Origin of the sequence: Dermacoccus sp. SAI-028 (genome assembly GCF_004346775.1) — a bacterium.
GTDB lineage: Bacteria > Actinomycetota > Actinomycetes > Actinomycetales > Dermatophilaceae > Dermacoccus > Dermacoccus nishinomiyaensis.
This window is the reverse complement of record NZ_SMFS01000001.1, coordinates 1,512,492-1,533,789: the sequence shown is the minus strand read 5'-3', so window position 1 is coordinate 1,533,789 and position 21,298 is coordinate 1,512,492. Positions and strand designations below refer to the sequence as shown.

At 69.1% G+C, this 21,298-nt stretch carries 21 protein-coding genes; 13 read left to right on the top strand and 8 right to left on the bottom strand.

Annotated features, from left to right (window positions below):
• Nucleotide 1 precedes the first annotated feature (1 nt).
• The 11 genes from dop to EDC82_RS07005 all read left to right on the top strand — a co-directional run bounded on the left by dop (nucleotide 2) and on the right by EDC82_RS07005 (nucleotide 11,670).
• Nucleotides 2–1,519 (top strand): depupylase/deamidase Dop, encoded by a 1,518-nt coding sequence (gene dop / locus EDC82_RS07055; protein WP_074045329.1) that lies wholly within the window; start codon nucleotides 2–4, stop codon nucleotides 1,517–1,519.
• Between the two features lie 180 nt (nucleotides 1,520–1,699).
• On the top strand, nucleotides 1,700–1,891 hold the full coding sequence (locus EDC82_RS07050; protein ID WP_074045330.1) for a ubiquitin-like protein Pup: 192 nt from the start codon (nucleotides 1,700–1,702) through the stop codon (nucleotides 1,889–1,891).
• Nucleotides 1,892–2,016: 125 nt separating this feature from the next.
• A complete protein-coding gene (pafA, locus tag EDC82_RS07045) occupies nucleotides 2,017–3,390 on the top strand; it encodes a Pup--protein ligase (RefSeq protein ID WP_006947220.1) in 1,374 nt (457 codons plus the stop codon).
• A 104-nt stretch (nucleotides 3,391–3,494) separates the two neighbouring features.
• Nucleotides 3,495–4,544 (top strand): FKBP-type peptidyl-prolyl cis-trans isomerase, encoded by a 1,050-nt coding sequence (locus tag EDC82_RS07040; RefSeq protein WP_074039273.1) that lies wholly within the window; start codon nucleotides 3,495–3,497, stop codon nucleotides 4,542–4,544.
• A 41-nt stretch (nucleotides 4,545–4,585) separates the two neighbouring features.
• On the top strand, nucleotides 4,586–5,005 hold the full coding sequence (locus EDC82_RS07035) for an FKBP-type peptidyl-prolyl cis-trans isomerase (protein ID WP_006947303.1): 420 nt from the start codon (nucleotides 4,586–4,588) through the stop codon (nucleotides 5,003–5,005).
• Nucleotides 5,006–5,211: 206 nt separating this feature from the next.
• Complete coding sequence (locus EDC82_RS07030; RefSeq protein WP_006947232.1) at nucleotides 5,212–6,204, top strand: YafY family protein; 993 nt, start codon at nucleotides 5,212–5,214, stop codon at nucleotides 6,202–6,204.
• Nucleotides 6,201–7,277 carry a YafY family protein gene (locus EDC82_RS07025; protein ID WP_006947310.1) on the top strand — a complete coding sequence of 359 codons (1,077 nt, stop codon included), beginning with the start codon at nucleotides 6,201–6,203 and terminating at the stop codon, nucleotides 7,275–7,277. The genes EDC82_RS07030 and EDC82_RS07025 overlap by 4 nt, the downstream gene beginning before the upstream one ends.
• On the top strand, nucleotides 7,274–7,615 hold the full coding sequence (locus tag EDC82_RS07020) for a hypothetical protein (protein WP_006947226.1): 342 nt from the start codon (nucleotides 7,274–7,276) through the stop codon (nucleotides 7,613–7,615). The genes EDC82_RS07025 and EDC82_RS07020 overlap by 4 nt, the downstream gene beginning before the upstream one ends.
• Before the next feature lie 56 nt (nucleotides 7,616–7,671).
• Nucleotides 7,672–7,956 (top strand): Sec-independent protein translocase subunit TatA, encoded by a 285-nt coding sequence (gene tatA, locus EDC82_RS07015; RefSeq protein WP_006947258.1) that lies wholly within the window; start codon nucleotides 7,672–7,674, stop codon nucleotides 7,954–7,956.
• Between the two features lie 17 nt (nucleotides 7,957–7,973).
• A complete protein-coding gene (gene tatC / locus EDC82_RS07010; protein WP_038568108.1) occupies nucleotides 7,974–8,798 on the top strand; it encodes a twin-arginine translocase subunit TatC in 825 nt (274 codons plus the stop codon).
• An 82-nt stretch (nucleotides 8,799–8,880) separates the two neighbouring features.
• Complete coding sequence (locus EDC82_RS07005; RefSeq protein ID WP_131941017.1) at nucleotides 8,881–11,670, top strand: RNA helicase; 2,790 nt, start codon at nucleotides 8,881–8,883, stop codon at nucleotides 11,668–11,670.
• A gap of 3 nt (nucleotides 11,671–11,673) precedes the next feature.
• On the opposite strand, the gene EDC82_RS07000 is transcribed toward EDC82_RS07005, so the two are convergent.
• Nucleotides 11,674–12,600, bottom strand: coding sequence for a 5'-3' exonuclease (locus tag EDC82_RS07000; protein ID WP_074039545.1), 927 nt, complete (start codon nucleotides 12,598–12,600; stop codon nucleotides 11,674–11,676).
• Between the two features lie 33 nt (nucleotides 12,601–12,633).
• The gene (ybaK, locus tag EDC82_RS06995) at nucleotides 12,634–13,149 is read right to left on the bottom strand and encodes a Cys-tRNA(Pro) deacylase (protein ID WP_200829287.1); all 516 of its coding nucleotides are present in this window, start codon (nucleotides 13,147–13,149) and stop codon (nucleotides 12,634–12,636) included.
• 283 nt (nucleotides 13,150–13,432) lie between these two features.
• Between ybaK and lnt the strand changes: the two genes are divergently transcribed.
• Nucleotides 13,433–15,130: an apolipoprotein N-acyltransferase gene (lnt, locus tag EDC82_RS06990; protein WP_074039265.1), complete on the top strand. Its 1,698-nt coding sequence runs from the start codon at nucleotides 13,433–13,435 to the stop codon at nucleotides 15,128–15,130.
• 103 nt (nucleotides 15,131–15,233) lie between these two features.
• Nucleotides 15,234–15,866 carry an FxsA family protein gene (locus EDC82_RS06985; RefSeq protein ID WP_235006151.1) on the top strand — a complete coding sequence of 211 codons (633 nt, stop codon included), beginning with the start codon at nucleotides 15,234–15,236 and terminating at the stop codon, nucleotides 15,864–15,866.
• Nucleotides 15,867–15,998: 132 nt separating this feature from the next.
• Here EDC82_RS06985 and EDC82_RS06980 read toward each other — a convergent pair whose 3' ends face one another.
• The 6 genes from EDC82_RS06980 to EDC82_RS06955 form a co-directional block, all read right to left on the bottom strand.
• Nucleotides 15,999–16,367 carry an RNA polymerase-binding protein RbpA gene (locus EDC82_RS06980; protein ID WP_006947299.1) on the bottom strand — a complete coding sequence of 123 codons (369 nt, stop codon included), beginning with the start codon at nucleotides 16,365–16,367 and terminating at the stop codon, nucleotides 15,999–16,001.
• A gap of 218 nt (nucleotides 16,368–16,585) precedes the next feature.
• Nucleotides 16,586–17,953 (bottom strand): MFS transporter, encoded by a 1,368-nt coding sequence (locus tag EDC82_RS06975; protein WP_074039264.1) that lies wholly within the window; start codon nucleotides 17,951–17,953, stop codon nucleotides 16,586–16,588.
• A 56-nt stretch (nucleotides 17,954–18,009) separates the two neighbouring features.
• Complete coding sequence (locus EDC82_RS06970; RefSeq protein WP_131941015.1) at nucleotides 18,010–18,213, bottom strand: antitoxin; 204 nt, start codon at nucleotides 18,211–18,213, stop codon at nucleotides 18,010–18,012.
• Nucleotides 18,214–18,224: 11 nt separating this feature from the next.
• Complete coding sequence (locus tag EDC82_RS06965; protein ID WP_051805878.1) at nucleotides 18,225–18,962, bottom strand: HAD hydrolase-like protein; 738 nt, start codon at nucleotides 18,960–18,962, stop codon at nucleotides 18,225–18,227.
• A complete protein-coding gene (locus EDC82_RS06960; protein ID WP_074039262.1) occupies nucleotides 18,959–19,771 on the bottom strand; it encodes a gamma-glutamyl-gamma-aminobutyrate hydrolase family protein in 813 nt (270 codons plus the stop codon). Before EDC82_RS06960 ends, EDC82_RS06965 begins: the two co-directional genes overlap by 4 nt.
• Nucleotides 19,772–19,897: 126 nt before the next feature.
• Complete coding sequence (locus EDC82_RS06955) at nucleotides 19,898–21,232, bottom strand: APC family permease (protein ID WP_235006291.1); 1,335 nt, start codon at nucleotides 21,230–21,232, stop codon at nucleotides 19,898–19,900.
• Nucleotides 21,233–21,298 lie beyond the last annotated feature (66 nt).

Sequence of the window (21,298 nt, the reverse complement as noted above, 5' to 3'; positions counted from 1 at the left end):
CATGACGGTTCAGCGCATCATGGGAATCGAGACCGAGTACGGCGTGCTGCGCCCCGGCGATCAGCGGACGACGCCGATGGTGCTGTCGGGCCTCGTCGTGCGCGCCTACGCGAACGACGTCGGCCTCAACGCGGCGCAGAGTCGGTGGGACTACAGCGACGAGTCGCCGTTGCGCGATCAGCGCGGCTACGACATCGCTCGCGAGGTCGCGCACGAGAGCCAGCTGACCGACGAGATCGACCCGAGCTTCGCCAACGTCGTGCTCAAGAACGGCGCGCGCCTGTACGTCGACCACGCCCACCCCGAGTACAGCTCGCCGGAGGTGACGACGCCCCGCGACGCGGTCGCGTACGACCGCGCGGGCGAGGTCATCATGCGGCACACGGCGGCGTTGCTCGCCGACGACGAGGACGGCCCGACGCAGCTGTACAAGAACAACACCGACGGTCAGGGCGCCTCGTACGGCACGCACGAGAACTACCTGCTGCGCCGCGACGTGCCGTGGGCGCGCGTCGTCGCGGGCATGACGCCGTTCTTCGTCGCGCGTCAGGTCGTCACCGGCAGCGGCCGCGTCGGCATCGGCACCGAGAGCGAGCGGGCCGGTTTCCAGCTCACTCAGCGCGCCGACTTCTTCGAGGCCGAGGTCGGTCTCGAGACGACGTTGAAGCGTCCCATCATCAACACGCGCGACGAGCCGCACGCCGACCACCGCAAGTATCGCCGCCTGCACGTCATCGTCGGCGACGCCAACCACGCCGACGTCGCGAACCTGCTCAAGATGGGCATGACGAGCCTCGTGCTCGGCGCCCTCGAGGACGAGGCCCTGCCGCGGATCGTCCTCGCGCGACCGGTCACGTCGATGCGCGCCGTCAGTCACGACCTGACGCTCGCCGAGCCGCTCGACCTCGTCGACGGCCGCGCGATGAGCGCGCTCGACATCCTCGAGGCGTACCGCGATGCCACGCACACGTGGTGGCAGCGGCGCGGCGACGACCCGGTCGAGGAGCAGACGCGCGAGGTCTTCGAGCACTGGGGGCGCGTCCTCGACGGGCTGCGTCGCGACCCCATGAGCCTCGCGGCCGACCTCGACTGGGTGGCGAAGAAGAGCGTCATGGAGGCGTTCATGACACGCCATGATGTCGGGTGGGACGACCCGCGTCTGCGCGCGCTCGACATCCAGTGGTCCGACGTGCGCGCCGACAAGGGCCTGTTCCACACGTTCGAACGCGCCGGTCGCTTCACCCGCGTCGTGAGTGACGAGGACGTCGCGCGCGCCGTCGTCGAGCCCCCGCGCGACACGCGAGCATGGCTGCGCGGCAAGAGCATCGAGGCGTTCGGCAGCGACGTCGCCTCCGCGTCGTGGGACGGGATGGTCTACCGCACCACGCAGCCGTCGAGCTACACGCGCATCCGCCTGCCCGAGCCACTCGCCGGCAGCGCCGAGCAGACCCGCGGTTGGTTCGACGCCGACGTCGCGCACCTCATCGCTCAGGTCGGGCCCGACCTCGTCGTGGAGTGAGCGAATCGGGGCGGGCTGCGCGACGACGTGGCACAGCTGCTCGAAAATTGTGCACTTGCACGGGGTTTGTGCCGCTCATTCCTCCTGCAGATGCGCATTACTCGTGCAACGAGCGCTCCGGCGTTCGGGCGGCGATAGGGTGGCGAACAGCAACCAGCGACGTCATTTCGAGGAGCAACGATGAGCGGTCAGCAATTCAAGAACGCCGGCGGCAAAAGCGACGACGAGTTCGAGGCAGGCGCAGACGCCGGCCAGGTGCAGGCGGCGTCGTCGACGAGCGACATCGACTCGATGCTCGACGAGATCGACGGCGTGCTCGAGACCAATGCGAGCGAGTTCGTCTCCGGGTTCGTGCAGAAGGGCGGCGAGTGACGCCATGGGCTACGCGCCCGACGCAGGGTTGACGCGATAACGCAATAACGCGACACCACCGCGAGCGGCCCTGACACCGCGTCCAGTCACGACCTCAGCAGCCAGTCAGACGATCAGGAGCAGCCATGGAACGCCGCATCTACGGCATCGAGACGGAGTTCGGCGTCACCGCGACGACGAACGGTCAGCGTCGCCTGACGCCTGACGAGGTGAGCCGCGCGTTGTTCCGCAAGGTCGTCGCGTGGGGGCGTTCGAGCAACGTCTTCCTCGACAACGGCTCGCGCCTCTACCTCGACGTCGGCGCGCACCCCGAGTACGCGACGGCCGAGTGCGATTCGCTGCTTGATCTCGTCGCCCAGGATCGCGCCGGCGAGCGCATCCTCGACGACATGACGAGCGACGCCCAGGCGCGCCTGGCGGAGGACGGCGTCGACGGCACGATCTACGTATTCAAGAACAACACCGACTCGGCGGGCAACTCCTACGGCTGCCACGAGAACTTCCTGCTCGATCGCGGCGCCGACATGAACCGCATCGCGGAGATCTTCGTCGCGTTCCTCGTCTCCCGCCAGCTCGTCGCGGGCGCCGGCAAGCTGCTCGTGCGCGACGGGCGCACCGTGTTCAACCTGACGCAGCGCGCCGAGCACATCTGGGACGGCTACTCGAGCGCGACGACGCGCTCACGCCCCATCATCAACAGCCGCGACGAACCGCACGCCGACTCGGCGCGCTACCGTCGCCTGCACGTCATCGTCGGCGACTCGACGATGAGCGAGGCGACGACGCTGCTCAAGGTCGGCTCCGCCCACCTCGTGCTGCGCATGATCGAGGCGGGGGAGAGCTTCCCGCGCCTGCACCTCGCCAACCAGATCCAGGCGATCCGCGACGTCTCCGCCGACCCCACCGGCCAGTGCGTCATCGAGCTGCAGGGCGGCACGAGCATGACGGCCCTCGCGATGCAGCACATGTTCCTCGAGCGCGCGACGGCGTTCGTCGAGCGCGAGGGCGACCCCGACCCGGCGATCGCGGACGTCCTCGACCTGTGGGGGCGCACCCTCGAGGCGGTCGAATCGCAGAACTTCACCGGCATCGAGACCGAGATCGAATGGGTCATCAAGCGCAAGCTGCTCACCGACTACGCGGCGCGTCAGGGCCTCGAGTTGGACGACCCGAAGCTCGCCCAACTCGACCTCACGTTCCACGACATCCGCGCCGGACGCGGCGTGTTCGGCCTGCTCGAGAAGGCTGGACGCGTGCGACGCATCGTCGACGACGCCCGCGTCACCGAGGCCATGACGACGCCGCCACAGACAACACGCGCGAAGCTGCGCGGCGATTTCGTCAGGGCCGCGCGTGAGGCGGGGCGTGACTTCACCGTCGACTGGGTGCACCTCAAGCTCAACGACCAAGCCGGCCGCACGCTCATGTGCAAGGATCCGTTCCTCGCCACCGATGCCCGCGTCGATCGTCTCGTCGAGAGCCTGACGACGCCCGTCTGAGACGCCTGCGGGCTCGGACGCACAGGCCCTTGCCAGGCAAAGCACACCCCACGCGGGTTATCGTGGCGGACGACCTGTCACCCATCGCGCGAGGATCCTCTGCTGTGACTTCCCCCAAGCGTCTGCTTGCCCTGGCCGCTCTGCCCATCGTCTTCCTGGCCGGATGCGGCAACGACGACTCGAAGGCCTCCAAGAGCTCGAGCGGCTCCTCCGGCGCCAGCGCGTCGTCGAACGCATCGTCACCGTCGTCGTCGAGCGGGCTGTCCGCACCCGCGACGAAGGGCAACCTCGACGACGTCAAGGTCGACACGAAGGACGCTGCGAAGCCCACCGTCTCGATCCCGAAGGACAAGCTGCCGTTCGGCACGAGCAGCACGAAGCCGAAGATCCTGACGCAGGGTTCCGGCAAGACGGTCGGCGACAACGACATCGTCAAGGCCAACTTCGTCATGGTGAACGGCACGACCGGCAAGACGATCGGTTCGACGTTCGGTGAGACCGTGCCCAGCTTCAACATGAGCGACAACAACAACCTGCCGGGCATCATCAGCACCCTGAAGGGCCAGAAGGCCGGGACGAAGCTCGTCGTCTCCCTGCCGCCGAAGGACAGCTTCGGTGCCGCGGGCAACGAGAAGATCGGTGTCGGCGCGAACGACAACCTCGTGCTCTACATGGAGATCAAGGCCACCGACACGCCGCTCAAGGAGGCCCAGGGCACGACCAAGGACGCGCCCGCCGACATGCCGAAGGTCAGCGTCCCCGCCGGCCAGGGCAAGCAGGCGAGCATCACCGTCGCCAAGGGCGCGAAGGCCCCGACGAGCCTCAAGACGGCCACCCTCATCGAGGGCAACGGCAAGAAGGTCGCCTCCGGCGACTCGGTCGCCGTCAGCTACACCGGCCAGATCTGGGGCACGTCGACGATCTTCGACGCCACCGCGAAGCACAACGACGGTGGCAAGCCGTCGGTGTTCGTCATCGGCAAGGGCCAGGTCATCACCGGCTGGGACAAGGCGCTCGTCGGCCAGAAGGTCGGCAGCCGCGTGCTCGTCGTGGTGCCGCCGTCCGAGGGCTATGGCAAGGACGGCAACCAGCAGGCGGGCATCAAGGGCACCGACACCCTCGTGTTCGTCGTCGACATCCTCGCCGCCAACTGACACGCTGAGCCTGTCAGCGACACTTTCTCGAAGGAGCAACCATGGGTTTCGACCCCAAGACGACCAAGCCCGAGATCGACTTCCCCGGTGACACCCCGCCGGCGGAACTCGTCGTCGAGGACATCACCGTTGGTGACGGCGCCACCGTCGAGGCCGGCGACATCATCAAGGCGCACTACGTCGGCGTCTCCTGGTCGACCGGCGAGGAGTTCGACGCCTCGTGGAACCGCGGCGAGCCGCTGGAGTTCACCGCCGGCGTCGGCCAGGTCATCCAGGGCTGGGATGAGGGCCTGCTCGGCATGAAGGTCGGCGGCCGCCGCAAGATCATCATCCCGCCGGCGCTCGGCTACGGCGAGCGCGGCGCGGGTGCCTCGATCGGCCCGAACGAGACGCTGATCTTCGTCGTCGACCTCGTTTCGACGAACAAGCCCGGCGCTGGACGCTCCTTCGGCCTGCGCTGAGGTAGCCTTCGCCGCTCTGGTCGTCCCGCGAGTGGGTTCGGCCTGAGCAACAAGACGGGGTGAGTGCCATCGGTACTCACCCCGTTCTGCGTGCCCGTGGCCATCACGCGGGGCCGAGTGCCGCCAATCGCACACCTGTGCGAATGAGAGGGTAGGCTCTGCAGCAGGACCACGGCGTCAGACCCGACAGCGACGAAGGAGCGAGCGTGGCAGCACGACCCACCCCGGAGGCGAAGACCGAGCGCCTGCTCAACCTCGTCATCGCGCTGCTCTACACGCGCAGGCCGCTGACGAAGGACGCCATCCGTCAGGCCGTGCGCCCGTACACCGAGGCACCGAACGACGAAGCCTTCGACCGGATGTTCGAGCGGGACAAGGACGAGTTGCGTGAGCTCGGCATCCCGCTGCGCGCCGAACCCATCGACATCCTGTTCGAGGACGAGATCGGCTACCGCATCGACAAGCGTGAGTACGAGCTGCCCGACCTGCACTTCGACGCCGACGAACTCGCTGTCCTCGGCCTCGCCTCGCGTGCGTGGCAGCAGGCCAGCCTCGCCGGCCCTGCGGCGGCGGCGATGCGCAAGCTCGAGGCGCTCGACATCAGCCCCGACGTCGAATCGGTCGTCGGCCTCGAACCTCGTATCCGCACCAGCGAACCCGCCTTCGACGCCGTCAAGGACGCGGTGATGACGCGGCGCGCCATCACGTTCACCTACCGCGCGGCCGGGCGGGAGAGCGCTGTGCGTCACGTTCAGCCGTGGACGGTGACGAACCGCCGGGGTCATTGGTACGTCGCCGGGTTCGACACCGACCGTGACGCGCCGCGCGTCTTCCGTCTCTCGCGAATCGAGGGCCCGGTGCGACTCGTCGGCAAGCCGGGCGCCTACGAGGTGCCGGACGATCACGACACGAGCGCCCTCATCGAACGTACCGAACGCACCCCCGACTGGGCGCCTGCCGTCCTGCGGGTGCGCGCGGGGCGAGGACACTCGCTCGTGCGGCGCGCCCGCACCGTCGGCGTCATCGACGAGACGTGGCAGCTCATCGACATCGAGTACGCCGACCCCGGCGTGCTCGCCGACGAAGTCGTCTCCTTCGGCGCCGACGTGCTCGTGGAGAAGCCCGACGAGCTGCGCGAACGTGTCATGGCGCGCCTGCGGGGCGCCTATGAAGCCCAGACGGCGGAGACTGCACCATGAACGCCCGCACTGACAAGGCCGCCCGCTCTGGGGCGATCGACTCTGGGTCCGCCGACACGGGGTCCATCAGCTCGGGGTCGATCAACTCGGGGCCGATCAACTCCGAAGCGGCGACGACGCGCCTGTCACGGCTGCTCACGATGGTGCCGTGGCTGATGAACCGTCAGGGCATCGACATCGAGGAGGCGGCCCGCACCCTCGGCGTCAGCCGCGCGCAGATCGAGGCCGACCTCGAGCTGCTCTTCGTCTGCGGCACACCCGGCCACATGCCCGACGACCTCATCGAGGCCGAGTGGGAGCAGGGGCGTGTCTACATCCGCAACGCCGACGCCATCGCCAAACCGCTGCGCTTCACCCGCGACGAGGCGCTCGCCCTCACCGTCGGGCTGCGCACGCTGCTCGACGTGCCCGGGCTGCAGGAGCGCGACGCCGTCGATCGCGCCCTCGCCAAGCTGAGCGAGGCGACGGGGGAGAGCGGCGCCGCACGCGTCCACGTCAGCCTCGAACGCGATGGTGAGCAGGTGCTCAGCACGCTGCAGGACGCGGTGCGCCGCGCACATCGGGTGCACCTGCGCTACCTTGCGCCGGCCCGGGACGAGGTGACGGAGCGTGACGTCGACCCGCTGCGCCTGTTCACCTCCGACGGCCACTGGTACCTCGAAGGGTGGTGCCGTCGCGCCGAGGGCATGCGCACGTTCCGTCTCGACCGCATCGAGAGCGTCGAGCTCCTCGATGTCCGGGCCGAGATCCCGCAGGACGCGCAGCGCACCGACCTCTCGCGCGGCTTCTTCGCCCCCAGCCCCGACGCGCCGCAGGTGCGTCTGCGGGTGCAGCGGGCCGCGTTCTGGATCATCGACTACTACCCGTGCTTCGACGTCGAACGATCCGACGACGGCGAGCACGCAGACGTCTCGCTCGTCCTCGGCGACGGGCGCTGGTTGCGCCGGTTGCTGCTGCAGCTCGGCCGGGACGCCCAGGTGCTCGCGCCTGCCGCGGTGCGGGCGCAGGTCGCCGACGAGGCCCGCCGCGCCCTCGACGCCTACGCCGAGATGCTCGGGGGCACCGTGCCGTGACGTGGTGGATGTGGCTGCTGTTCTGGGCGATCTTCTGGGTCACGGCCGTCGCCTACCTCGCCTGGCGATGCTGGCGCGTGTGGCCGCACGCGCGCGACTTCGCCCGCACGACGTCCGAGGCGTGGTCGCGTCTCGACGAGGCGCGCAACCTCGCCGAGCAGCGATCCGCCGCCGAGAACAGTGCGGCGCTCGTCACGCAGGGCGTCGACGATCTCGCGTGGAACAAGCCGGCCTCGCACTGGCGAGGCGAGCGTCAGCGGGCCCGCGAACGGCAGCGCGACCTGCGCTTGGACTCCCAGGCCGAGGTGTGGTCGTCTTGGCGCGATCCACTAGAGTGAACGATGACCATGCGGCTGCCGCCGCGCCGGAAACTCCCGGGACTCAAGGACTGGCCATGAAAAACCTGCTCGAACACCCCGCGTCACTGCTCATCCTGGTGCTCGTCATCGTCGTGCTCCTGGGCTGGAAGAAGCTGCCCGACATGGCGCGCAGCCTCGGGCGCAGCTCGCGCATCCTCAAGAGCGAGATCGACGAGATGAAGACGGAGAGCAACCGGTCGAAGGCCTCCGGCGCCACCGTCGAGGGTGAGACGGCGAACCCGGTGCACGACGCCAACGGCAACCCGGTCCACTCCGGTGACCCCGTGACGCGCACCGACGCGCACCGCAACGACGTCTGATCGGATCCCGTTCGCTCGTGGCAATCTTCGGACGACGCAAGGACAACCCCGAAGCGCGGATGTCCATCGGCGACCATCTGCGCGAATTCCGCAACCGCGCGATCGTCGCCGGCGTCGCGATCCTGCTGTGCTGCATCATCGGCTGGCACTACTACCAGAACATCTACGACTTCATCGAGCAGCCGTTCCGCGACTACCAGCACGCCCACCCCGAGGCGCACGTCGAGGTCGCGTTCAACGCCGTCACGGCGCCGTTCAACCTCAAGTTGAAGGTCGTGGCGTGGGCCGGCCTCATCCTCGCGGCGCCCGTGTGGCTGTGGCAGATCTGGGCCTTCCTCGTGCCCGGCCTGACGCCGCGGGAAAAGCGCGTCGGCCGCATCTTCGTCGCCTCAGCGATCGTGCTGTTCGCCTGCGGCGTCTACATGGGGTCGCTGACCTTCGGCAACGCCGTCGAGATGTTCATCAGTGCGACGCCGCGCGGCGCGGCCAACTTCGCCGACGGCGGGATGTACTTCTCGTTCGTCACCCGCTTCATCCTGTCGTTCGGGCTGACGTTCATGCTGCCGATCCTGCTGCTGGCACTCAACGCGGTCGGCGTGCTCAAGGGCCGGATCATGCTCAAGGGGTGGCGCTTCGCCGTCATCATCGCAGTGGCCTTCGCGGCCATCATGACGCCGACGCCGGACGTCTACACGATGTTCCTCATGGCAGTGCCGCTCATCGTGCTGTTCTTCGGCAGCGCAGGGCTAGCCCTCGCACTCGACGCGTGGCGTGCACGCAAGGAGAAGCATGAGCGTCCGGCCTGGATGGACGTCAGCGACGACCAGGCCTCGGCCCTGTGAGGCCCAGGCTGCAGGCACGACACACATGACGCCCGACGGCGGGCTCCCGAGCGGGAGCCCGCCGTTGTCATAGCCTGGGGGCATGTCGTCGCCCGCCGAGAAGTTCGCCCAGGCCGCTCGTCGGCGAAAGTTCGACTCGAGTCACCTCGGCCACTTCGTCGAGACGTTGCCGTACCCACTCGACGACTTCCAGTCGGAGGCGGCGCGGACCGTGCAGGACGGACGCAGCGTCCTCGTCGCAGCGCCGACGGGTGCGGGCAAGTCCGTCGTCGGCGAGTTCGCCTGCTATCTCGCGGTACACACCGGGCGTAAGGCGTTCTACACGACGCCGATCAAGGCGCTGTCGAACCAGAAGTACGCCGACCTCGTCGAGATGCTCGGAACGGAGAATGTCGGGCTGCTGACCGGTGACACCTCGCACAACAGTGAGGCGCCGGTCGTGGTCATGACGACCGAGGTGCTGCGCAACATGCTCTACGCGGGCAGTTCGACGCTGGACGGCCTCGGCTTCGTCGTCATGGACGAGGTCCATTACCTGGCCGACCGCTTCCGCGGCGCCGTGTGGGAAGAGGTGATGATCCACCTGCCCGAGTCGGTGCAGGTCATCGCGCTGTCGGCGACGGTGAGCAATGCCGAGGAGTTCGGCGACTGGATGCAGCAGGTGCGCGGCGACACCGACGTCGTCATCACCGAGCACCGCCCGGTGCCGCTGTACCAGCACATGATGGTCGGTGCGCGCCTGTACGACCTGCTGGCTGAGGACGAACGCGGCGATCGCGTCGTCAACCCCGACCTGCTCTCGCGCATCGCGAGCCTGACAGCGCCCGCACGCGGCGGTCACCGCTTCGACGCCGGCGCCCCGTCCGGTCGACGTGGGCGCGGCCGCCGTCCCGCGCCGCGTCAGCCGCAGGGGGAGACGTTCCGCCCGGCGCCGCGCGCCGAGGTCATCGCCGCACTCGATCGCGCGGGGCTGCTGCCGGCCATCACGTTCATCTTCAGCCGTGCCGGGTGCGAGGGCGCCGTCGCGCAGCTGCTCGGGTACGGCATGCAGTTGGTCACCGACGATGAGAGCGCCACGATCCGCGCCTACGTCGCCGAGCGCGTCGCGCACATCCCCGTGGAGGATCTAGCCGTCATCGGCTACCACGACTTCGTCGAAGGCCTCGCGCGCGGGTTCGCCGCGCACCACGCGGGGATGCTGCCGACGTTCCGCGAGATCGTCGAGGAACTGTTCGTCACCGGCCAGATCAAGGCCGTGTTCGCGACGGAGACACTCGCCCTCGGCATCAACATGCCGGCGCGCAGCGTCGTGCTCGAACGGCTCGTCAAGTACAACGGTGAAGCTCACGTCGACGTCACGCCCGCGGAGTTCACGCAGCTGACGGGGCGCGCGGGCCGGCGCGGCATCGACGTCGAGGGCCACGCGATCGTCCTGTACAACCGCGGCGTGGAGCCGGAGGCAGTCGCGGGCCTCGCATCGCGCCGCACCTACCCGCTGCGTTCGAGCTTCCGCCCGACGTTCAACATGGCCGTCAACCTCGTCCACACCGTCGGACGGGAGCGGGCGCGCGAGGTGCTCGAGTCGTCGTTCGCGCAGTTCCAGGCCGACCGCAGCGTCGTCGGGTTGTCGCGTCAGATCGCCAAGAACAATGAGGGCCTCGAGGGCTACGCCGAGGCGATGCAGTGCCACCTCGGCGATTTCGCGGAGTACGCGGGCATCCGCCGTCGCATCAGCGACCTCGAGAAGAACGCGCAGAAGCGACGCGCCGCCGCCCTGCGCGCCGCCGCGGACCGCTCGCTCGCCGACCTCAGCCCCGGCGACGTCGTGCGCGTGCCGTCCGGGCGACGTGAGGTGCTCGCCATCGTGGTGCGCACCAACCGCGGCGGCAAGCGCGAGGGCCCAAGCCCGTCCGTCGTCACCGAGGACGCACAGCTGCGCCAGATCCGTTCCAGCGACATCCACGCGCCGCTCGAGGTGCTGACGCACCTCGCCATCCCGAAGACGTTCACCGCACGCTCGTCGAAGTCGCGCCGCGACCTCGCGGCGACGCTGCGCGCCAAGGTGCCGCACGATCCGCCGAAGCCGTTGCGACGCACCGAGATCGAACCGGACAAGGCCGTCACCGCGGAGATCGAGGAGTTGCGACGCCGGCTCGCCGCCCATCCGTGCCACGCGTGCGAGTACCGCGAGGAGCACGCGCGCTGGGCGCAACGCTGGTGGACGCTGCGCCGCGAGACCGACGCGCTCGTCACGAAGGTCGAGAACCGGACGAACACCGTCGCGAAGCAGTTCGACCGCATCTGCGACCTGCTGCTCGAGTTCGACTACCTCGCGGCCGATCCGTCGGCTGCCGGTGGAGTGAAGCTGACCAACGACGGCGCGATGCTCATGCGCCTGTACTCGGACAAGGATCTGCTCACCGCCGAGTGCCTGCGCTCGGGTGCGTGGAAGGGCCTTGACGCACCGTCGCTCGCGGCGGCCGTCTCGGCGCTCGTCCACGAGTCGCGGCGTGACGTGGTCGGGGAGACCCCACGCATGCCGAACCGCGATGTCGCCGACGCGCTGGAGCGCACGCACGAGCTGTGGTCGGTCATCGACGACGCGCTCGTCATGCACCGACTGCCCGAGATGGCGGCACCCGACGCGGGCCTGGCCTGGGCCGCGCACCGCTGGGCGAGCGGCCAGGGCCTCGAGACGGTGCTACGCGACGAGGACCTCACCGCCGGCGACTTCGTACGACGCTGCCGTCAGCTCGTCGACGTGCTCCACCAGATCGCCGCCGCCACCGATGACGACGGCATCCGCAGGGCAGCGCGCAAGGCGATCAAGGGCGTGCAGCGCGGCGTCGTCGCGGCTGACCGGATCGACTGAACGTCAGCGGGCGAGGGCTGCGGAAAGGCGTTCAGCGGAGCCGCCCATGTCCCAGCGCGCTGCGAAGTCAGCGAATCCGGCGCCGTCGGCGACGCCCTGCGGGCGCGTCGTGACGAGGTCGTGGGGCACACGGACGTCGAGAGCGACGTCGACGACGCGCGGTGCGACGTCGAGGTAATCGGAGGCTGCCTCGAGACGCGTGCGGCGTGCGCCCTTGATCCGCGGGTCGCCGGAGGCGACGGCTTCACGGATGGCCGCGAGGGAGCCGAACTCGGCGATGAGGGCCGCCGCCGTCTTCTCACCGATGCCGGCGACACCGGGCAGCCCGTCACTCGTGTCGCCGCGCATGACGGCCATGTCGGCGTAGGCGCGGCCCGTCGCGACGCCGTACCTCGCCATGAGGAAGCTCTCGTCGATGAGGTCGGGGGCCCGCACGCCACCCTTGGCCGTGTAGATGACGCGCACGCCCATCGCGTCGTCGACGAGTTGGAACAGGTCACGGTCACCGGTGACGACGTCGACGGGGCCGGCGTCGCGGAATCGGTGCGTCAGGGTGCCGATGACGTCGTCGGCCTCGTACCCGTCGACGCCGAGGCGGGTGATGCCGACGAGTTCGAGCAGTTCGCGGATGAGCGGCACCTGCGGGGTGAGGTTCTCGGGGCTCTCCTCGGCGACGTCGGAGCCCTCTTGCACGCGGTGCGCCTTGTAGCTCGGGATCGCTTCGACGCGGAACGCGGGGCGCCAATCGTTGTCCCAGCAGGCGACCATGTCGGTCGGCTCGTACGTCGTGAACAGCGTCGCGATCATGTCGGCGAAGCCGCGCAGCGCGTTGTTGGGCGCGCCGTCGGCGGCGGTACGCTCGGGCACGCCGTAGAAAGCGCGGAAGTAGAGGCTGGCAGAGTCGAGCAACATGAGTCGGCGCGGCGTCATGGGCGCCATCCTGTCACGGTGCGGCGTCGAGCGTCAGTGCTCGTCAGCACGCGCGATGTCGGCCACGCGGGCGCCGCAGGCACGGACGAGGTCGTCGGGGGAGAGCCGCACGTCGAAGCCGCGACGGCCGCCGGAGACGCAGACCCGCGGATGTTCGTGCGCCTGCGCGTCGATGACGACGTCGAGGCGTGAGCGCGTTCCGAGCGGGCTGACGCCGCCGAGGACGTAGCCGGTGAGACGCCGGACGTCGGCCTCCGCGGCCAGCACAGCTTTCTTCGCGCCGCACGCGGCGGCGACCGCCTTGAGGTCCGCCATCGTCGAGACGGGGACGCAGGCCATCGCGAAGCGGCCGGTGTCGAGCTTCACGACGAGCGTCTTGTAGACCGACGCAGGGTCGAGCCCCAGCGCGGATGCCGCCTCGGCGCCGTAGCTCGTGACGTCGGGATCGTGGGCGTAGGGGAGCGCCTCGTAGGCGATACCGAGCCGGTCGAGGGCGCGGGTCGCGGGCGTGGCGGGTGGTGTGTTCATCGTGCGAGACATCGCGTTCATCCTGCTACCTCATGCGCGACGGATTCAAGGTGAGCGACACGCCTACGCACAGAAGGCATGACGCACCTCGGCCACTGTTCGGCCCCCGTCGGCCGGGCGCCAGTGCGCTCGCCTGCGTTGCTCCTGGGCTGTGGGGCGGCTATGTTGGCTCGAACACGCCCGTTGCGCGCGTCATTGCGGACGGGCCTCACGCCTAGTAGAAAACTTCGCGGTTCACCCCGCGATGGCCCCAACGGCGTGAGCCCGTCCGCCGCCTCTCGCCTGAGAGGCGTACGCTTGGCCGGTGCCCTCGAAAGCTCTCCTTCGCGCATTCGGCTCCATTGTCGCCGGGTTGCTCCTGTGGCTCGCGTTTCCCGACCACGGTCTGTGGTGGACGCCGCCGATAGCCGTCGCCCTCATCACGCTGTGCCTCTGGCGCGTGCGGGCGCGCACCGGCGCGCTGCTCGGTTTCGTCTTCGGCATGGCGTTCTTCCTGCCGACGCTGTCGTGGTCGGGCGTCTACGTCGGCGCGTTCCCGTGGACAGCGCTCGCCGTCCTCGAATCGCTCTACATGGCCGCGCTCGGCGCAGCGGTTGCGCTCGTGCAACGCCGCCGCATCGCGCCGTTCGTCGTCGCCTGCCTGTGGGTGATGCAGGAATGGCTGCGCTCGACGACGCCGTTCGGCGGATTTCCCTGGGCACGCCTGTCGTTCTCCCAGGCCGACGCGCCGTGGGCACCGCTCATCGCGTGGGTCAGCGCACCCGGCCTGACGTTCGTGCTCGCGCTCGCCGGCGCGGCGCTCGCATCGTGCGTGGCCCTGGCCGCGCCGCGGCTCTTCACGGCGGAGCGGCGGGGGAGTGCGGGCCGAACGTCTGCTTCGGATTCGGCTTCGGTTTCGGACGACGCCCACACCTCAGCGAACGCCACGGGCTCCGGGGCCACGCCTGTTGGTGACGCACGGCCCGACGGCGCGCGCGGCATCACGGCTCGTCTCCCGATCGCCGTGCCCGCTGCGGCCGCGTCGACGGCCGTCCTCGCACTGATCGTCGGCTCACTCATCACGCCCGGCACGAGCGGGCGGATGCTGCGCGTCGTCGGCGTGCAGGGCAACGTGCCCACCGAGGGGCTCGAGTTCAACGCGCAGCGCCGCGCCGTGCTCGACAACCACGTCCACGCGACGCTCGACCTCGCCAAGCAGATCGATGCCGGAGCGACGCCGCGCCCCGATGTCGTCGTCTGGCCCGAGAACGCCTCCGACATCGACCCCAAGCGCAACCCCGACGCGGGCGCCGAGATCGCCTCAGCCCTCGCCGCCGTCAACACGCCGCTCATCGTCGGTGCGGTGCTGAACGAACCACGCCCCGAGGTGTCCAACGCGTCGATGCTCTACCTGCCCGGCAAGGGCCTGAGCGACACCTACGTCAAGCAGCACCCGGTGCCGTTCGGCGAATACATCCCGTACCGCTCGTTCTTCCGCACGTTTTCCTCGCAGGTCGATCTCGTCAAGGCCGACTTCGCCTCCGGGCGCAAGGTCGGGTTGTTCACGCTGCCGAACGCGAAGGGTGACGTGAAGCTCGCCCCGATCATCTGCTTCGAGGTCGCCTACGACGATCTGCTGCGCAAACCGGCGAACCAGGGCGCACAGATCTTCGCCGTCCAGACGAACAACGCGACGTTCGGCCACACCGCCGAGTCGACGCAGCAACTCGCGATCTCGCGCCTACGCGCGCTCGAATACGGCCGCTCGATCATCCACGTCTCGACGGTCGGCGTCAGCGCCCTCATCACCCCCGACGGGCAGCTGCACGAGCGCAGCGAACTGTTCACGCAGAAGGTGCTGACCGGGCAGCTGCCCCTGCGTTCGGACGCGACGCCCGCCCAGCGGCTCGGACGCTGGCCCGAGATCGCCGCCTCCGTCGTCAGCGTCGTCGCGCTCGCGTTCGCGCTGCGTCATGCCCGCCTGCCGCGCCGTCGCCGCAAGAACGGTCGCGGCGACGCCTGAGCCCGCTTTCGCTGGTGCCCACCGGGGTTCCACGACCGGCGATCGCTTCACGATTCGTCGACGAATCGGAACTCTTCGAGCGTGCCCGCGCGTTGAACCAGATGTGAACACCACGACTCGACCTCGCCGCCGCGGCTTCGCGCGCTGGCTCATGCTGGCGTTGCTCGTCGTCCCCGTCGTCGAGGTCTTCATCATCCTCAAGGTCGGGCAGCAGATCGGTGGCCTCAGCACCTTCCTGCTGCTCCTGTTCTGGTCGGCGCTCGGCGCGTGGATCGTCAAGCGCGAGTTCTCGCGCGCGTTCGGCTCCCTCCGTCAGGCGTTCGGCTCTGGTCGTATGCCTGCGCGCGAGCTTTCCGACGCGGCGCTCGTCCTCATCGGCGGCACGCTGCTGCTCGCCCCGGGCTTCCTCACGGACGCACTCGGCCTGTTCGTCCTGCTGCCCCTCACGCGCCCGCTGACGCGCCGACTGCTCGAAGGTGCCGTCGCACACAAGCTGTTCGGTGCATCTCCCCTTGGTGCGGCCGCCTTTGGTGCCGCGAACGCGGCGCCCGGCCGAGTGCGCTTCACCCGCGTGCGCGCCGCCGATGCGGGCGGCTCTTCGGCGGCCGGTCCGTTACCCGCGCCCGGGCCATACCCCACCGCCGACGCGTTCGCCACGCAGGCCGGGCGAGACGCTGCCTGGAACTCTCCACGACGGGGTGCGTCCGACGTCGTCGAGGGCGAGATCATCGACTGAGTTCGTGAGACGGCTCGGCCGCAGTGCCCTCCGCCGTCACAGGCTGATACCCAAGGCCCTGAACAAGACAGGCGAGCACACACGAAGGCCGCCCCCGAACCGGGGGCGGCCTTGTTCGTCACGACGTGAGCGTCACTTGGACGCGGCAGCACGCTTTCGCTTCGGCTTTTCGCCGCGCGACTCGCGCAGCAGCGTGAGGCGCTCGTCGAGCAGCTCCTCGAGCTCTTCGACGGAACGGCGCTCGAGCAGCATGTCCCAGTGGGTACGCGCCGGCTTCGTGGGCTTGCGGTCGGGCTCGGGGCCGTCGACGAGCAGCGCCTCGAGGCCGCAACGGCACTCCCACAGCGCGGGCACGTCGGCCTCGACGGAGAACGGCAGCTCGATGACGTGGCCCTGAGCGCACTTGTAGCTGACCATCTGTCGCTCGCTGAACGCGATGCCCTCGTCGGTCTCGAGCGAGAGCGTGCTGAGGTTGGTGCCTCGCAGTGAACGTTCTGCCATGGTGTCTCCCTACGTCACACGGGGTTCGTGTTGGTTCGTGATGCGCTGAGCCTGCAGCCCGCGCGATCCTGACGGAACAACGCCGGCCGGGGGCCGTTTGTTCCGCACGCACGCCGACGCGCTGACACACCAGTCTACGGCGCGGACGGGACGCGTCACGAATCGCGTTCGGGGGAGCGGCCGGCGCGCATCCTGCCGCCGGTCTCGAGCCCGGGGCGTCAGCCGGCGGCGCGTGCCCGGGCGCTGCCTCGCTCGACGTCGACGCGGCGCAGCAGCACCGCGCCGAGCGCGAAGAAGACGACGAGCGCGACGATCGACAGGCGGTAGGAGCCAGTCAGCTGGTGCACGAGACCGAACGTGAGGGTGCCGAACCAGCTCGTCCCTCGCTCCATCGCCTGATAGAGGCTGAAGTACTCCGACTCCCGGCCCGTCGGCACGAGCCGCGAGTACAACGACCGGCTGAGTGCCTGCGACCCGCCGAGCACGATGCCGATGCCGACGCCCAACACGAGCCACAACCCGAACTGCCCCGACGGCAGGAAGAACGCTGCGAACACGACGAGCGTCCACAAGCCGAGGGAGAGCAACACGGCCCGTTTGGCGCCCATCGTCCGCGCGAGCCGACCGAACAGCAGCGCGCCGAGGAAGGCGACGAACTGCACGAGCAGGATCGTCACGATGAGCTGGCTGTCGCCGAAGCCCAGCTCCTCCTTGCCGTACAGGCTCGCCGAGACGATGACCGTCTGGATGCCGTCGTTGAAGAACAGGTACGCGAGCAGGAACGTCATCGTGTCGGGGAAATGCCGCAACTCCGCGAACGTCGAGCGAAGCTGACGGACGCTGCCGCTCACCGCCGCCGTCAGCGAGCCGGTCACGGCCGGGCCGACCCGACGCACGTCCCGTAGGCCGACAACCGGGATGATCGTGAACATGCCCCACCACACGCCGGCACTCAGCAGATTGACGCGCACGGCCTCGCCCGTCGACAGCCCCAACGAGTCGTGCATCGTCATGACGACGAGGTTGACGGCCAGCAGCAGCCCGCCGCCCAGATAGCCGAGCGCCCACCCCCGTGAACTGACGCGGTCACGCTCGTCGTCGCTCGAGATCTGAACGAGCAGCCCGTCGTAGACGACGAGGGAGGCACCCAGACACTGGTTCGCCAGGATGAGCACGACAACACCGAGCTGCCAGTTGCTGCCTGCGACGAAGAACATCGAACTCGCCCCGAGGGCACCGACGAACGCGAACGCGCCCAGCAGGTGCGCCGGGCGCGAGATGCGGTCGGCGATCGCGCCGACGAAGATGAGCAGGATCGCGCTGATGATCGTCGAGACCGTCACCGTGTACGGCGCGAGCGAGCCGGGCGAGATCGGTAGACCGAGCACGTGCAGGTCGGTGTGGCACGCCAGGTCCGTATCCTGCCCCGGGCAGGCCGCCGACTTCGCGACCGCAGTGAGATACGGGGAGAACAGCACCGTCGACGTCGTCGTCACGTACGCCGAGTTGGCCCAGTCGTAGAAGTACCAGCTGCGCTGGCGCCTCGTCCGAACGGTGTCGGGGGGCGGGGTGGGGGCTTCGATCACGGTTGAAGCGTGTCACATCGACGACGCGATTTTCGGTGATGCGAGCCTCTGAGAGGTCAGCGCCGCCGATCGAGGCGCTGCTTGTCGAGGTAGCGCCCAGCCGAGGCGCGCGCCTTCGTGATCTGCGCCGAGTACTTGCGGCCCGTGCGCTGGTCGACGAACTCGCCGGCCTTGTCGGTCATGGCGCGCACCTTCTCGGGATTTTGCTGCACGTAGCGGCGACCCTGCGCGACGAGCTGCCTGGCGATGTTGGTCTTCATGGGGCGTGATCCTAGTGGACGTCCGCCGTCTCGTCCTGTGCCCGGGGCAGCAGCAGTGCCGCGAGCTGCTCGGCGGTGTCGACGACGGCCACGGCTCCCGCGCGCGCGAGCTCGTCGTCCGCGGCGTAGCCCCAGCTCACCCCGATCGTCGCGATGCCGTGACGCGCGGCGCCCTCGACGTCGTGGAGGCGGTCGCCGACCATGACGACGTCCGGCCCGGCGTCGCGACCGAGCGCGGCCAGCGCCCGGACGATGACGTCCGCCTTCGCGTCGTCCGGGCGCGTGATGTCGGCCCCGAAGACGCCGTCGAGACCCCCGGTCAGGTATGGCTCGAGGCCGAAGTGGGCGACGATGCGGCGCGCCGTCGGCTGCGGTTTCGACGTCGCGACGGCGACGCTGACGCCGGCAGCGTGCAGCTCGGCGAGCAGGTCGGCCATGCCGGGGTAGAGGTCGTTGTCGAACAGGCGCCCGGCGTTGTAATCCTCGCGGTAGGTGCCGACGATGCCCGGTACCTGCTCGGCCGGGATACCGATGCCTTCGAGGGCGACCTTGAACGGCGGGCCGACGAACGAGTCGAGCACGTGTTGCTCGGGCACCGCGACGTCGTGCACGCCCAGCGCATGCCGCATCGATGCTGTGATGCCGCGCGCCGAGTCGGACAACGTCCCGTCGAGATCGAACAGCACGAGAGTGAGCGGGCCGTGCGGCCAGGTGGTGTCGGCGTCAGCCTGGTGTGAAGCGCCTGTCATGACGCGGCCTGCGCGGTGCCGTGGGTGGGGTTCGCGGTGATGCGCGCGGAGCCGGCCGCGGCGCGGCGCTCAGCGTCGGCGGTGACGGCGTCGACGAACCACGTGAACACCTGCTGCGAACGCACGTCGGCCCCGCTCATCATCTCCGGGTGCCACTGCACGGCCGCGAGGCACCACGCGTCGTCCGCGTGCTGCACCGCCTCGACGAGGCCGTCGTCGGCGCGCGCGACGACCCGCAGCGCGTCGGCGACGGCGTCGAGCGCCTGGTGGTGGAAGGAGTTGACGGCCGCCTTCGTCACACCCCACGCGTCGTGGAGGAACGAGCGCTCCTCGACGCTGATGTGGTGCAGCGGCGAGGCGGGGTTGCCCATCGCCATGTGCTGCTGGTCGGTGCCCGCGTAGCGCAGATCCTGGAACAGGCTCCCGCCGAGGGCCACGTTGATGAGCTGCATGCCGCGGCAGATGCCGAGCACGGGCAGCCGGTTCTCGCGCGCGAGCCGGAGCGCCTCGATCTCGTACGCGTCGCGGATCGGCGACGTCGTCTGGCATTCCTGCTTCGCGGGCTGGCCGTACAGCAGCGGGTCGACGTCGGAACCACCGGCGAGCAGCAAGCCGTCGAGCAGGGCCAGCTGTTGCGGCAGCGTCGAGTGATCCGTCGACGGCGGCAACATGATCGGAATGCCGCCGGCCTGCGTGATCGAGCGCGAATAGTCCTCATTGACGGCGACGCGCCGGTAGCCGGGGAAGAGGTAGTGCGGGTCGTACTCGACGTTGGTGATGATGCCGATGACGGGTTTGCGGGCGCTCATCGTGCGTCCTTCCTGGCCTGGCCCTCGTGGGGCGGTGCGAATATGACCGTGAATCGCGGATGTATCCGCAGATCGCCGATGTGACCGTAGATCACGAATGTGTCCGTGAATCGCCGATGTGTCAGCTCAGCGGTCCTCGGGGAGCTGCTTCGGGGTGTCGTCGTAGACGCCCAGCTTCCACGGCAAGTACAACGCCGCCGGCAACACGACGTAGCCGACGATCATCGCTGCGACCGCCCACAGGTTGAGGCCGCCGCCAGGGTTGCTGAACTGGCCACGCCAGTCGAACTCGACCATGAGGAACACCGACGCGGCGATCGACAGGATCGGGAACACGACGTCGAGGACGACGCTGCGCTTCACATCGTTCGGGCGGTGCCGCGTGCGCCCGAGGAAGCACAGGATGAGCGCGAGCGGCACCATGACGAACTGCACGAACCGCGTCACCGAACTGATGACCATGATGCCGCGCATCGAGTACCCGAACGCCATCGGCACGACGATCGCGAGCACCGCCGTCACGACGAACGCGACGACCGGCACCCCGCGCTGCGACGTCCGACTTGCCGCGGCGGGCAGCATCCGACGGCGGCTCATCGCGTCGAAGATGCGCGGCGTGTTGAAGCTCGCCGCGACGTTGATGCCGAACATGCTGACGAGGGCGCCGAGGACGATGAGGTCGCGCACGATCGAGTTGTCGAAGGCGCTCGCGAGCACGACGGCGTCCTTCGACTCGAGCACGCCGGTCGGGTTGATCATCATCGCCACGGACACGACGGCCACGTACACGACGATGACGACCGCGACACCGATCGGGATGGCGCGCGGCAGGTTACGGGCCGGGTCTTCCATCTCGCTCGCGGCGCTGCCGGCGCCCTCGAACCCGGTGAACGCGTAGAACGCCGCGAGCATCGCGCCGACGAACGCGGTCGTGTCCATGCTCGGCACGAGAGGGCTGCCGTCGGGGCCCTCGAGATGCGTGAGATCGGAGAAGTGGTTGTCGCCGGTCATCGCCAGCACGACGAGGCCGGCGACGATCGTCAGGACGAGCGCGGCGACCTTACCGATCGTCGAGATGTTGTTGACGACCTTCGTGATGCGTGTGCCCGCCAGGTTGATCGCGAGCAGCACCACCATGAGCAGGACGAAGCCGATCGTGATGTTCGTCGTCGTCACCGCCTCGTGGCCGCCGAAGACGGTGAGCACGGTCGTCACGACGGCCGTCGCCATGACACCCCACGCGATCGCGGCGCCGACGAAGCGCGTCAGGCCGACGTAGAACCCGACGTCGTCACCGAACGCGACCCGCGTGTACGCGAACGCCGCGCCGTTCTCGCTCGTCCAACGGGCCGCGGCGGCGAACATCACGGCGAGGACGGCCGCGAAGACACCGGCGATGACGTAGACGAGCGGCGTCCACGTGCCCGCGACCTTCATGACGGCGCCGGGGGAGAGAAAGATGCCCGAGCCGATGATGCCGTTGATCGTCAGCAGGACGATTGACGCGAGCCCGAACTTGGCGCGCGA

Bases quoted from the DNA above. Each gene is read 5' to 3' on its own strand.
- dop (WP_074045329.1), top strand. From the start codon at position 2: ATGACGGTTCAGCGCATCATGGGAATCGAGACCGAGTACGGCGTGCTG.
- EDC82_RS07050 (WP_074045330.1), top strand. From the start codon at position 1,700: ATGAGCGGTCAGCAATTCAAGAACGCCGGCGGCAAAAGCGACGACGAG.
- pafA (WP_006947220.1), top strand. From the start codon at position 2,017: ATGGAACGCCGCATCTACGGCATCGAGACGGAGTTCGGCGTCACCGCG.
- EDC82_RS07035 (WP_006947303.1), top strand. From the start codon at position 4,586: ATGGGTTTCGACCCCAAGACGACCAAGCCCGAGATCGACTTCCCCGGT.
- EDC82_RS07025 (WP_006947310.1), top strand. From the start codon at position 6,201: ATGAACGCCCGCACTGACAAGGCCGCCCGCTCTGGGGCGATCGACTCT.
- tatA (WP_006947258.1), top strand. From the start codon at position 7,672: ATGAAAAACCTGCTCGAACACCCCGCGTCACTGCTCATCCTGGTGCTC.
- EDC82_RS07005 (WP_131941017.1), top strand. From the start codon at position 8,881: ATGTCGTCGCCCGCCGAGAAGTTCGCCCAGGCCGCTCGTCGGCGAAAG.
- EDC82_RS07000 (WP_074039545.1), bottom strand. From the start codon at position 12,600: ATGACGCCGCGCCGACTCATGTTGCTCGACTCTGCCAGCCTCTACTTC.
- ybaK (WP_200829287.1), bottom strand. From the start codon at position 13,149: ATGAACGCGATGTCTCGCACGATGAACACACCACCCGCCACGCCCGCG.
- EDC82_RS06980 (WP_006947299.1), bottom strand. From the start codon at position 16,367: ATGGCAGAACGTTCACTGCGAGGCACCAACCTCAGCACGCTCTCGCTC.
- EDC82_RS06970 (WP_131941015.1), bottom strand. From the start codon at position 18,213: ATGAAGACCAACATCGCCAGGCAGCTCGTCGCGCAGGGTCGCCGCTAC.
- EDC82_RS06965 (WP_051805878.1), bottom strand. From the start codon at position 18,962: ATGACAGGCGCTTCACACCAGGCTGACGCCGACACCACCTGGCCGCAC.
- EDC82_RS06960 (WP_074039262.1), bottom strand. From the start codon at position 19,771: ATGAGCGCCCGCAAACCCGTCATCGGCATCATCACCAACGTCGAGTAC.